Origin of the sequence: Sporosarcina sp. P29, from assembly GCF_002743265.1 — a bacterium.
Taxonomy (GTDB): Bacteria; Bacillota; Bacilli; order Bacillales_A; family Planococcaceae; genus Sporosarcina.
This window is the reverse complement of sequence record NZ_PDYX01000002.1, coordinates 268,169-280,545: the sequence shown is the minus strand read 5'-3', so window position 1 is coordinate 280,545 and position 12,377 is coordinate 268,169. Positions and strand designations below refer to the sequence as shown.

Genomic DNA, 12,377 nt, shown 5'->3' with positions numbered 1-12,377 from the left:
GATGGAAGTGGTGATGTTTTTGCGAATGTTATGGGCACAAATCTGGATGATCCTTTCACATAAATCATTCTTATGGATTCTTCTTTTTATTAATATAGTAGGCTCGGTCTACGGCTATGATTGGTATATGTGGCAATTAGAAATCACTGAGCCGAAATTCCGGATTTTCGTACCGGATAGTCCTACAGCTACTTTGTTCTTTTGTATCGCCATAATAGGCTGGCTACTCAATCGAAACTTTAAATTGATGGAGGCTCTTGCACTCATCACGTTAGTAAAGTATGGCTTATGGGCTGTCGCTATGAATTTGTTGACACTCGTTGTAACGGGTTCAATCGGCTGGGTAGGCTGGATGTTGATTGCCTCTCACTTCGCGATGGCATTGCAAGGAATCTTATACCTGCCAAAGTATAAGTTCACAGCTTGGCATATTGCAATTGCCGCAATTTGGACACTTCATAACGATGTCATCGATTATGTTTTCGGACAAATGCCGATCTATCATGACTTGACGCAATTCAGTCCCCAAATCGGTTATTTCACATTTTGGTTATCCATTGCTTGTATTGTCATTGCCATGTGGAATTATAGGTCAAGACTGGATGTACGGGTGTTGAAAGCGTAGTTAATAGTTGCAGTAAGTAAGTAAACATTATAAAATTAAGGGTAGAGAGAAAGGGGAGAGATAGACGTGTTCTGGATTTACTTTGGTATCATTTTATTGCTTCCTATCTATGCGCAATTTAAAGTGAAAAGCACATATAAAAAGTATTCAAAGATTCGTTCTACTTCTGGGATGACGGGTGCTCAAGTAGCGAGACTCATTCTGGATCAAAATGGTTTACATGATGTAAAAGTTGTGGAAAGCCAAGGATTCTTAACGGATCACTATAATCCAATGACAAAAATCGTGGCATTGTCCACAAGTAACTATCACGAATCATCTGTAGCAGGTACAGCAGTAGCGGCGCACGAAGTTGGCCACGCGATTCAAGACAAAGAAGCTTATTCATTTTTGCGTTTCCGCCACAGATTGGCGCCAGTCGCAAGTTTAACTTCCAACGCATCATGGGTATTCATCATGATCGGGATCATCTTCTCTAGCATGAACTCTTTGCTAGGTATTGGGATTCTGTTGATGGCAGTTGGGGTACTATTCCAAATAGTCACTTTGCCAGTAGAGTTTAACGCATCATCACGTGCGATGGATCAAATCGTTCAACTAGGTATTATTCGTAACGATGAAGAACCACAAGCGAAGAAAGTATTAAGTGCAGCCGCGATGACATATGTTGCCGCAACTGCAGTAGCAGTACTTGAACTAGTTCGTTTGATTTTAATCTTTACAAACCGCGACTAATAAAGAAAAAATCCTTCTGCTCATGCAGAAGGATTTTTTTAATCACCTATAGGTCGTTTCTGTTCATCCAATGTAAATCCTTCTCCCATCACATCATGCACTTCCATCATGGAGACAAATGCTTCGGGATCTACAGAAGTGATGAGATTTTTCAATCGAATCATTTCATTTTTTCCGACTACGCAATAAAGTATTTCACGATTTTCTTTTGAGAAATGACCGTAACCTTTGAATACTGTCACGCCTCTTTCCATTGAATCTGAGATTTTACTAGCAATTTCATCCGGGAAGTTTGTGACGATGAATGCACCTCTAGCGGAGTAGGCTCCTTCTTGCACGAAATCAATGACACGGGCACCGACGAATAACGCAACTAATGTATACATCATGGAGCGATAATCTAAATAGACAGCCCACGATAACAAAATAATAGCTGCATCAAACACAAACATCGTTTTGCCCATTGTAATTCCATATTTATTATGCACGAGTCTCGCAATGATATCGGAGCCACCTGTCGTCCCGCCGCTTCTAAATATTATACCTAGTCCTACACCGATGAAAACGCCGGCAAATAACGCGACAAGAAACAGATCACCTTCCATATGGATGTTCACTTGATACTTCATGAAGATTTTAATGAAAAGCGACACGGCTACCGTACCAATGACAGTATATATAAAGGAACGTCTACCGAGCATCTTCCAGCCTATTATGAACATTGGAATATTCAGCACTAGGTTCATTAAAGCGGGATCCCAATTAAAAGCAAACAACAAAATCAAGGTGATCCCGGTAAATCCACCTTCTGCCAGTTCATGCTGAATCGTAAAGTTCACGAGTCCGAAACTAAATAGTGCTGCACCTAACATAATTAATAAGATATTTCGTATACGAATTCCAGTGAACAAACACAACACTCCTCCCGTTAATTGACTCTAGATGTAATTGAGCTTCTTGTTCTATGTAGCTTGTCCCATATACGCGCGTATTATCATTCGACCATACGTGCAATATACATAGTATGTGCTAAATATTATATTTTGACAATAGCCAGAAGAATGCATACGATAGGAAGGGGAGTGGATTACGATGACTAAAACAATGGAACAATTGCAACAAGATGTGGATACATACATAACCGGCTTTAAAGAAGGATATTTTCCTCCAATGGAACTCATCGCTCGACTATCAGAAGAGTTAGGGGAATTATCCCGTGAAGTGCAGGATCGCTACGGTATGAAGAAGAAAAAATCTACAGAGGCCGTACGAACATTGGAGGAAGAAACGGGCGATCTATTATTCGTCCTCATCTGTTTTGCCAACTCACAACAAATTGATTTATCCGAAGCGCTTGATTCCGTAATGACAAAATTCAACACAAGAGATAAAGACCGTTGGACGAAAAAGGAGGAAGAAGAATGACGATTAAATTAGCGATAGCAGGTGCACGTGGAAGAATGGGTGGAACTGCAATAATAGCAGGCACGGAAGCAGCAGACATTGAGATTGTGGCAGTACTTGATTATAAACATGATGGAGAATATTTACATAATGGAATAGTTACAGATGCCAAAGATGGGATACCGATTTATACGTCGCTCGAAGCTTTGCATGCTGCACACCATCCCGATGTACTACTCGATGTCACAGATCCAGATGCTGTATTCGCTAATGCAAGTCAAGCGTTGTCACTCGGCATGGACGTGGTAATTGGAACATCCGGCTTGACTGCTGAAATGCTTACAGATTTAGAGAACTTGTCTAATGAACAGCAAAAAAGCTGTATTATTGCACCAAACTTCTCTATTGGTGCGGTTCTCATGATGAAATTTGCTCAACAAGCTGCTCGTTACTTAGGGGACGTTGAAATAATAGAAATGCATCATGATCGTAAATTGGATGCACCGTCCGGAACAGCTGTCAAGACAGCTGAGATGATCCGTGAAGTACGTGCAGCTCACATTCAAGGGCACCCAGAAGAACAAGAGACACTTAAAGGTGCACGCGGTGCAGATATTGAAGGAATGAAAATCCATAGCATTCGTTTACCGGGATTACTCGCACATCAAGAAGTACTACTTGGCGGTGAAGGGGAATTACTCAAGATCCGACATGATTCATTCGATCGAAAGTCCTTTATGCCAGGAATACTATTGGCAATCCGTGAATCTGTTTCTTCTACACGATTCATTTACGGTCTTGAAAAAATTATAGATTAAACTTTTGCAGTGAGGCGGTTAACGTATGCAACAAAGAAAATTAAAAGTAGGCGTCATTTGTTATCCTTCACTCGGAGGGTCAGGTGTAGTGGCAACGGAGTTAGGACTAAAAATGGCGGCTAAAGGTCATGAGATGCATTATATTACATCTAGTAAACCGTTTCGATTTTTAGATATCCATCCGAATATCCATTTTCATGAAGTAACGATAGAAGGCTATGCAGTATTCAAGTATCCTCCGTATGACATCGCCCTTGCCAACCGCATCGCGCAAGTCATTGAATCAGAACAGCTGGATTTACTGCATGTCCACTACGCAGTCCCACATGCGATCTCCGCTGTTCTGGCGAAAGATATGGCACAATCATCTATTGGTATCATTACGACTCTACATGGCACCGATGTGACGATTCTCGGTCACGACCCTGCATTAAAAAACACATTGTCTTATGGTATTAATAAATCTGATCGTGTCACGGCTGTATCGCGATCTCTACGTAATGAAACGATCGAGTTGCTACAACCGACGACAGAAATTCGAACGATTTATAACTTCATCGATGAAGAAAAGTATTATCCACGTGAAGTGGGACATCTTCGGGAAGAGCTCGGCATTGCAGCAGATGAAAAAGTTCTAATTCATATATCTAACTTCCGTAAAGTGAAGCGTATTCCCGATATTATCGAAAGCTTCCGTTTGCTAGATCAGCAACATAAAGCAAAATTGTTATTAGTGGGTGAAGGCCCGGAGAAATTTGATTTGGAGAAATATGTTGAGGATAATGGGTTGCAAGACGACATTTTGTTCCTAGGGAAGCGTGATGATCTGCCCGAATTATTATCCATCAGTGATGTGATGCTGTTGCTTTCCGAGAAAGAAGCGTTTGGTCTCGTGTTACTTGAAGCGTTTGCTTGTGGTGTGCCAGCTGTAGCAAATGCGATAGGTGGTATTCCAGAAGTTGTGGAAGATGGGGTCAACGGATTTTTGGTGGAATTAGGTGATGTGCAAGCCGTCGCAAATCGTGTGACACAGTTGCTGAGTGATTCCACATTACATCAACAAATGAAGAGGAATGCTATGCGAACTGTAGTGGAAGAATTCAGTTCCGAATCAATAGTAGAACAATATGAAGAATTATATTATGAAGTGGCGGCGATGAAATGACAGCTTCATTCGGTTCAGCAGCGAGCCGGCAAGTACTTAGAGAATTGCACGCAGCGGGCTATGAGGCTGTATTTGTTGGTGGGGCAGTACGTGATGCCGAGCTTGGTAAAAAACCATTGGATATTGACATTACGACTTCCGCCACACCGCATCAAGTGAAAGAGGTGTTCCGCCACACGATTGATATAGGCATTGAACATGGGACAATCCTTGTGCTGATGCATGGCGAGCCGATTGAAGTGACGACATACCGGACAGACACTACATACAACGAACTGAGTCATACCGTCTATGTAACTTCATTGCAAGAGGACTTGCAACACCGTGACTTTACGGTCAATGCGCTTGCTATGACAGTTGACGGAGAACTTATTGATTTATTTGATGGACTTAAAGATTTGAGGCAAAAGGTTATTCGTTCTGTTGGAAGACCGGAAGAACGCATTCAAGAAGATCCGCTGCGAATTTTCCGTGCTTTGCGTTTTTCGTCTGTTTTAGATTTTGAAATAGAATGGCAAACATTGTATTCGATGGGACAACTAGCTTCATCGTTACGTCATGTAGCAATTGAACGGATCAAAACAGAAATGGATAAACTGTTTCAAGGGCTGAACCCTTCACGGGCGTTTCATTACGGACGTGAAATTGGATTACCCAAACTATTTCCCGAGTTATTTACAGCGTTTGAATCACTGGATCGCTATACACCTTTTCTTCACGCACGCCATGGCTTCGCAGCGATGCTGACAGTAACGGACACATCGGCAACAGAACTAGCTAGGCTCTACAAATTATCCAATGAAGAAAAACGCTTCCTGAAACTATATGAAGAAGCATATGCTGTACGTACAGAACGACCATTTGACCTTTGGGATTTCTATAGTTATCCAACCGACGTACTGGAAGTAGTGGGAAGAATCTATTACACCAATCATGAAGGTCATGATCTCAGCAGTCAGCAAATTGAACAACATAAAAAGCAGTTGCCGATTCTGCAACGTGCAGACTTGGCGTTCACAGGAAAAGATTTATTGATATGGTCAGGAAAAAGCGGTGGCAGATGGACAAGTGAGTGGATTATGAAAATTGAACGAGCGGTTGTCTACGGACAAATCGAAAATGACGCACTGGCGATAAAGGAATGGTTTATAAATGAAACTTCCCGTGAAAAATGAATTATTAAAACGATTATTTGCCGCACAAGGTGAGCCCATATCGGGTCAAGATATTGCCGATGAATTCGGTCTTTCCCGCACAGCAATCTGGAAATATATAAAAGAACTTGAAGAAGAGGGCTATGAAATTGGGTCACAACGTAAAAAAGGCTATTACTTAATAGAAGCACCGGATTTAGTCAACCAAGGAAATATCACCGAATATTTAACGACACAACGCTACGGTCATACAATTAAATACTTTACAACCGTGCCTACTACGCAGACCATTGCACATGAAGATGCGCAAAATGGAGCGGAAGATGGCACGTTGATTATTTCGGAAGAGCAGACAGCGGGTAAAGGACGTTTAGCGAGACCTTGGAAATCAAAAGCAAATCGAGGTATTTGGATGAGTTTGATTATTCGTCCTGATTTGGCACCTCAATATGCGCCACAACTGACATTGGTTGCAGCGGTCGCAATTGTTCGCGCGATTGAAGAGGTAGCGGATATTCAACCGGTTATTAAGTGGCCAAACGATATATTAATAAATGGCAAAAAAGTTACAGGTATCCTGACAGAGCTTCAGTCCGATCCCGATCGTGTCAAAGCAATTATTTTAGGGATGGGAATCAATGCCAATCAGCAGCAGTCTGATTTCCCTGAAGAACTTCAGACAATAGCGACTTCATTGCGTATTGAAAAAGGAGAAATGATTAACCGTGCGCAATTAGTGGCGGCTATTCTTAAGTACCTTGAGCAATATACAGATTTATATGTCGAAAAAGGATTTGCGCCAATTAAAATTTTATGGGAGAGCTATGCTGCGATTACGGGTAAGAAAATCAAAGCGAGTATGGTCCATGAAACAGTTGAAGGAATTGCACTTGGTATTTCTCATGATGGCATGCTAGAACTTCGATTGGCTGACGGCACTGTACGTGGAATTTATTCAGCAGACATTGAAGTTAAGAATTAAAACTATACAGAATCTTACTGTTTTGATATAGTGTACGCATAGGGCGGTATCGATTTTGGAGCTGCACCTGTTTGGCAAATGAATTATATACGAGATCTGCCTTGATCTATTTAGACAGGGACGGAGGAAGCATAATCAAACGCTTACGCAACCCTTCTGTCCAAATTTGGATCAGTAGGGTTTTATTTTTGGTTTTTTTGCCTACCAAACGCCTGCTGAAATCAGACGTAAAGGAGAAGATGAACAGTGAAATCTACAACAGATTTTTCGAAAATGAAAGCGAACGGTGAAAAGATTAGTATGCTAACTGCATATGATTATCCGACAGCGCAAATTGCAGAACAAGCCGAGATTGATGTACTTCTTGTCGGGGATTCCTTAGGGATGGTCGTGCTTGGCTATGATTCGACAGCACATGTAACGCTTGATGAAATGATTCACCACGGTAAAGCGGTTCGACGAGGTGCAAAAGATACATTCGTAATCGTAGACATGCCGTTTGGTACGTATCACGGATCTGCTGATACCACATTACAGAATGCTTTACGTTTATTCCAGGAAACTTCAGCGAATGCATTGAAAGTTGAAGGAAGTGGTGCGGTCATCGATAAAATCAACTTGATGACGACAGCTGGCATGCCGGTATGTGCACACTTAGGATTGCTTCCGCAGTCTGCTGGGGTTAGTGGCGGATACAAGGTACAAGGGAAAACGGCAGCTGCAGCTAAACAACTGATTGAAGATGCTAAAGCTTGTGAAGCAGCGGGTGCGTTTATGATTGTACTGGAATGCATTCCTTTCCAATTGGCGAGAGAAGTCGCGCAGGCAGTATCTATTCCTATCATTGGCATCGGTGCGGGCGCTGAAGCAGATGGCCAAGTACTCGTATTCCATGATATGGTGCGCTACGGTAATCATAAATTACCGAAATTCGTCGAAAGTTACGCAGAAGTCGGTAAAGATATTGAAGGTGCAATGAAGTTATATAATTTAGCAGTTAAGGATGGATCATTCCCTTCTGAAAGCCATCGCTTTACAATGAAAGAAGAAGAACTTGAAGCATTGTACGGGGGCAAGACACTATGAATACTAGTGCCACCATGCAAATAGTTCGGTCGATCGCAGAGTTGCAAAACATCTTAAATCCTAGAAAGCGTGAAGGACGCACGGTAGGTTTCGTACCGACAATGGGCTTCCTTCACGAAGGCCATATGGAATTAGTAGAAGAAGCTAGAAGAGATCATGATATTGTCGTAATGAGTATTTTCGTTAATCCTGCGCAGTTTGGACCAGGAGAAGATTACGAAGCATACCCACGCGATGAACAACATGATGCAGAACTGGCTTCCACAGCAGGTGTCGACTATTTATTTATTCCGTCTGTTGATGAAATGTATCCTCGTAAGAGCGGCATTAGTATTTTACCTGGAGAACAAGCATCGCGACTATGTGGAGCTTCGAGGCCAGGACATTTCGACGGAGTATTGAAAGTTCTGTTGAAATTATTCAGCATCGTCGATCCAGATGAATCGTATTTTGGCATGAAAGATGCGCAACAACTAGCGATTATCGAAACGTTCGTTCGTGATTTTAATCTTCGCACGTCGATTGCACGTGTACCTACTGTTCGAGAAGAAGACGGACTTGCAAAAAGTTCTCGTAATGTTCGTTTGCTTGAACATGAACGGAATGAAGCGAGTGCAATCTACCGTGCACTATCACAGGGGAAACGCAGTTATTATGAAGGCGTTCCACTGCAAGAAGTCGCGAAGATTGTGCGCAAAGAGATCGAAGAAGAAACATCCGGTACAATTGATTATGTCGAAGTACTTGCGTATCCGTCACTGGAAGAGAAGATCGATGATACGCAGGAAGTAATCTTGGCCGCGGCAGTACAATTTACTCACGCAAGATTGATAGATAATATTATTATGTCAACTATAAAGGATGAGAAAAATGTTTAGAATGATGATGAATGGAAAATTACACCGCGCTACTGTGACGGAAGCTAATTTGAATTACGTAGGGAGCATTACAATCGACGGAGCGCTATTAGAGGCTGCGGGTATGTTGCCGAATGAGAAGGTGCAAATCGTCAATAATAATAACGGTGCGCGCTTCGAAACGTATATTATCGAGGGAGAGCCGGGCAGTGGAGTAATTTGTGTCAATGGAGCTGCAGCGCGTCTAGTGCAGCCAGGCGACATCGTTATCATTCTTTCCTATGCTTATGTGTCGGACGAAGAGGCTCGTACTCATCAGCCGACTGTGTTGATTATGGATGAGCAGAATCGTGTGAAGGAAGTTATCACGGAAAAGCCAGGCGTCGCTATATTCTAATGAGTACTAAACCCCCATTTGAGAGTTATTCGAATGGGGGTTTCATTTGTAGATTAAGTAAGTGGGGAAAGGTAGCAAAGTCGATCTGCGTTCCAGGCGGGCGCTTTCCGTGGGAGGGATCTTGGGCTAAGCAAACCTTTCGTTGTTCGCTTTGCTCCAGCTGGGCCCACAAGAAAGCGTCCTAAGGTGGAGCTTCAATCACGAACCGCTATCAGAATTACTTTTTCGTTTATTGGTTCAAATGGTTTTCGGTTGCCCTGAATGCAAGACGTGAGTCGTCGTGGTAAGTGTGATACAATTTGCTTTAGAAACCAAATAGGAAGTTGATGATGGTATGTCTACAAGCAAATATGCAGTTGTCGATTTGGAAACGACTGGTCATTCGCCTTCAAATGGAGATCGGATCATTCAAATTGCAATTGTTTTTATTGAGAACAATAAAATAATAGATACATATATGCGTTACGTGCATCCGCAGCGCTCGATTCCGCCTTTTATTCACCAACTTACATCCATCGGTGATGAAGACGTGAAGGATGCTGCTCCTTTTGAAAACATTGCTGAAGAAGTGGCGGATTTGCTTGCTGGATGTATTTTTGTCGCACACAATACAGATTTTGACGTATCGTTTCTACAAAAAGAATTGGTTCGTTGTGGTGTATCCAAATGGCATGGTAAGACAATTGATACAGTAGAGCTGGCGAAGATTATGTATCCTACTTTATCTGGCTATCGTTTGCAGGATATTGCCGAATCATTAAATATTTCGTTAAAGCAGGCTCACCGGGCAGATGATGATGCGGAAGCAACGGCATTGTTTTTATTGCAGGCTATTGAGAAAATCAAAACGTTACCTAAAGAGACGCTGAATCGTATGCATGAGCGTTCATTCGCAATGAAATCTGACGTTTCAACATTATTTTATGAAGCACTGAAGCATGTACGTGGAAAGGAAACATCCGCTGACTATGCGCTATTTCGCGGGATTCCGTATTTGAAATCAAAGCTACCTGCAACAGCATGGTCACAGCCGATAGATTTTCCTGCCGATGTTCCGGCGAAAGATCGAGTCATGCAGAAAATTGATCCATCTTACCATGTGAGAGAAGGTCAGGCACAATTGATGGATTTAACATGGCAAGCTTTTGTTGAGAAGAAGCAAATCGCTGTAGAGATTCCAACCGGTGCTGGCAAGACGATCGGTTATTTAGTGCCTGCTTTAATCCGTGCATATGAAACAAAGCAGCCTGTTGTCATTAGTACGTTTACGAATCACTTAGTCGACACACTTGCGGAAGAAGTCCAGAAGCTTGAAAAGGCTTTGCAGGTGACGATTCCAACGACCGTTGTTAAAGGCATGGCGAATTACATTTCATTTGGGAAATTTGAGGAGCTCTTGCATTTTAATGATGAGGTTTACGATGACTCCATCACCATCATGCAGTTATTGGTCTGGTTAACAGAAACGACTACTGGTGATTTGGATGAGGTCAATGTATCAGGTGGTGGTCAGTTATTTATCGACCGAATTCGTAAGCGTTCGATGCGAGTGAAGAAAGACGAACGAGTAGCAGATTTTTATACACATACCATAAAAAACTGTCAGCAGTCGATGGTGCTATTGACGAATCATTCGATGTTAGTAAATGACCAACAGCGTTACGATCCGCTGTTTCACTCCATCAGTGGGTTGGTGATTGATGAAGCCCATCAACTGAACCAAGCGGCAATACGGACTCACCAACAAGTGTTTTCCTATACGAAATGGAAATATGTAATGAGTCAATTGAACGGTTTAAGTAGCTGTCAATTACTGTTTGATATTCAAGATATCTTAAAGCGATTTCATTTCAATCACAAAACTACTACCGAACGACTTCAACATTCATTCAATGAATTCATGCTCGCATTCGATGAATCGATGCTCGTACTAGTGAACTCGAACTCAAATAGCGATAATAAGCAGACGACAAGAACAGTAAAGCCATTGTCCAAACGTCTGCGATCGAATGAAATTTTCGACAAAGTGTTGCGTAAGATGAATGATTATATCGGTGTTACCGAGAACTATGCCATGCCAATCCAGAATTTGTCGAGCGAATTGACCTTGCATGAGCAAGCAGCACTAAATGAATGGTTTTATTGGGTCAATGAAATGAAAATTAAAGCTGGCGAGTGGATTGAATTATTTTTAGAACAGCCAAAATCAAGCACGACCATTTGGATGGAAAAAGATAGTCGAAGTTTGCCTGGCAGTTTACAGATCAAGAAAAGTCCGGTAAACGGTGCACAAGTAATCCGTGATTTTATAGATACGTTTGAAGGGGAGGCAGGCATCGTTTGGACGTCCGGAACGTTAACCGCGGGGCAGCAGGACCGCTTCGTACTAGACCAGGCAGGATTGCCTTCTAGCGTCCCGCTTTACACATTTGATGCACCCGCGAACTTCTATGAAGGTGCTCATACGTTGATTGTGGAAGATATGCCGGATATTCAGCAAGTTTCAAATGAAGAGTACATCGAAGCGGTGGCAGATGCGTTAATCCAAACAGCGGTTGCGATTGAAGGACGCGTCTTTGCATTGTTCTTGTCTCATGACATGTTGAAGAAGACGCATCAAGCAGTAATCGACAGTGAGTCATTACAAGAAGAATACATGCTGATCGCACAAGGTGTTAGCTCGGGGAGCCGACATAAGTTGCTGAAGACGTTTAAACAGCAAAAGAAAGCCGTATTATTCGGCACGACAAGCTTCTGGGAAGGTGTGGATGTTCCAAGTGAACAATTATCGGCAGTAGTGGTCGTTCGTTTACCGTTTACTTCACCCGAGGAACCTTTATTTAAAGCTCGTTCAGAAGCTTTAGTAGCGGAGCATAAAAATGCATTCACCCATTTAGGTTTACCGGAAGCGATACTGCGTTTTAGACAGGGATTTGGTAGATTAATCCGTTCATCAGATGAACAAGGGTTCTTCATCATATTGGATCGACGCATAGACACGAAATCCTACGGCACATCCTTTTTACAAGCATTGCCTACGTCATCTGTAAAAAAAGTATCTTTGGAAGGTCTAGTTAACGAGATCGAAAATTGTTATAATGAATGATGTACAAATAGAAAGCAGGTTAGAAAATGAATCGAAAAAAATCAGCGG

Annotated in this window: 12 protein-coding genes; 11 read left to right on the top strand and 1 reads right to left on the bottom strand. The window is 42.2% G+C overall.

The features are described from left to right. Nucleotides 1–13: 13 nt before the first annotated feature. Both lhaT and CSV68_RS03270 read left to right on the top strand, forming a co-directional pair. Entirely contained in the window at nt 14–625 is a 612-nt protein-coding gene (gene lhaT / locus CSV68_RS03275) for a lipoprotein heptaprenylglyceryl N-acetyltransferase LhaT (protein ID WP_199175005.1), read from the top strand. 66 nt (nt 626–691) lie between these two features. After that, nucleotides 692–1,360: a zinc metallopeptidase gene (locus CSV68_RS03270; protein WP_233190451.1), complete on the top strand. Its 669-nt coding sequence runs from the start codon at nt 692–694 to the stop codon at nt 1,358–1,360. 38 nt (nt 1,361–1,398) lie between these two features. Here the strand turns inward: CSV68_RS03270 and CSV68_RS03265 are convergent, their stop codons facing one another. Then, on the bottom strand, nt 1,399–2,271 hold the full coding sequence (locus CSV68_RS03265) for a YitT family protein (RefSeq protein ID WP_099661453.1): 873 nt from the start codon (nt 2,269–2,271) through the stop codon (nt 1,399–1,401). 181 nt (nt 2,272–2,452) lie between these two features. On the opposite strand from CSV68_RS03265, the gene CSV68_RS03260 reads away from it, so the two are divergent. The 9 genes from CSV68_RS03260 (at nt 2,453) to dinG (ending at nt 12,329) form a co-directional block, all read left to right on the top strand. Beyond that, nucleotides 2,453–2,785 carry a nucleotide pyrophosphohydrolase gene (locus CSV68_RS03260; RefSeq protein ID WP_099634691.1) on the top strand — a complete coding sequence of 111 codons (333 nt, stop codon included), beginning with the start codon at nt 2,453–2,455 and terminating at the stop codon, nt 2,783–2,785. Next, complete coding sequence (gene dapB / locus CSV68_RS03255; protein WP_099661452.1) at nt 2,782–3,582, top strand: 4-hydroxy-tetrahydrodipicolinate reductase; 801 nt, start codon at nt 2,782–2,784, stop codon at nt 3,580–3,582. The genes CSV68_RS03260 and dapB overlap by 4 nt, the downstream gene beginning before the upstream one ends. Before the next feature lie 25 nt (nt 3,583–3,607). Next, entirely contained in the window at nt 3,608–4,747 is a 1,140-nt protein-coding gene (gene bshA / locus CSV68_RS03250) for an N-acetyl-alpha-D-glucosaminyl L-malate synthase BshA (RefSeq protein WP_099661451.1), read from the top strand. Then, on the top strand, nt 4,744–5,922 hold the full coding sequence (locus CSV68_RS03245) for a CCA tRNA nucleotidyltransferase (protein WP_099661450.1): 1,179 nt from the start codon (nt 4,744–4,746) through the stop codon (nt 5,920–5,922). The genes bshA and CSV68_RS03245 overlap by 4 nt, the downstream gene beginning before the upstream one ends. Beyond that, nucleotides 5,900–6,883 carry a biotin--[acetyl-CoA-carboxylase] ligase gene (locus tag CSV68_RS03240; protein WP_099634695.1) on the top strand — a complete coding sequence of 328 codons (984 nt, stop codon included), beginning with the start codon at nt 5,900–5,902 and terminating at the stop codon, nt 6,881–6,883. The genes CSV68_RS03245 and CSV68_RS03240 overlap by 23 nt, the downstream gene beginning before the upstream one ends. Before the next feature lie 246 nt (nt 6,884–7,129). Next, the gene (panB, locus tag CSV68_RS03235; RefSeq protein ID WP_099661449.1) at nt 7,130–7,969 is read left to right on the top strand and encodes a 3-methyl-2-oxobutanoate hydroxymethyltransferase; all 840 of its coding nucleotides are present in this window, start codon (nt 7,130–7,132) and stop codon (nt 7,967–7,969) included. Continuing rightward, nucleotides 7,966–8,847, top strand: coding sequence for a pantoate--beta-alanine ligase (panC, locus tag CSV68_RS03230; RefSeq protein ID WP_368665168.1), 882 nt, complete (start codon nt 7,966–7,968; stop codon nt 8,845–8,847). Before panB ends, panC begins: the two co-directional genes overlap by 4 nt. After that, complete coding sequence (panD, locus tag CSV68_RS03225; RefSeq protein WP_083035608.1) at nt 8,840–9,223, top strand: aspartate 1-decarboxylase; 384 nt, start codon at nt 8,840–8,842, stop codon at nt 9,221–9,223. The genes panC and panD overlap by 8 nt, the downstream gene beginning before the upstream one ends. A gap of 334 nt (nt 9,224–9,557) precedes the next feature. Further along, nucleotides 9,558–12,329, top strand: coding sequence for an ATP-dependent DNA helicase DinG (dinG, locus tag CSV68_RS03220; protein ID WP_099661448.1), 2,772 nt, complete (start codon nt 9,558–9,560; stop codon nt 12,327–12,329). The last annotated feature ends 48 nt before the right edge of the window (nt 12,330–12,377 follow it).

Coding starts and splice junctions, on each gene's coding strand:
- panC (WP_368665168.1), top strand. CDS start 7,966: ATGAATACTAGTGCCACCATGCAAATAGTTCGGTCGATCGCAGAGTTG.
- dinG (WP_099661448.1), top strand. CDS start 9,558: ATGTCTACAAGCAAATATGCAGTTGTCGATTTGGAAACGACTGGTCAT.
- CSV68_RS03260 (WP_099634691.1), top strand. CDS start 2,453: ATGACTAAAACAATGGAACAATTGCAACAAGATGTGGATACATACATA.
- dapB (WP_099661452.1), top strand. CDS start 2,782: ATGACGATTAAATTAGCGATAGCAGGTGCACGTGGAAGAATGGGTGGA.
- bshA (WP_099661451.1), top strand. CDS start 3,608: ATGCAACAAAGAAAATTAAAAGTAGGCGTCATTTGTTATCCTTCACTC.
- lhaT (WP_199175005.1), top strand. CDS start 14: ATGTTTTTGCGAATGTTATGGGCACAAATCTGGATGATCCTTTCACAT.
- CSV68_RS03245 (WP_099661450.1), top strand. CDS start 4,744: ATGACAGCTTCATTCGGTTCAGCAGCGAGCCGGCAAGTACTTAGAGAA.
- CSV68_RS03240 (WP_099634695.1), top strand. CDS start 5,900: ATGAAACTTCCCGTGAAAAATGAATTATTAAAACGATTATTTGCCGCA.
- panD (WP_083035608.1), top strand. CDS start 8,840: ATGTTTAGAATGATGATGAATGGAAAATTACACCGCGCTACTGTGACG.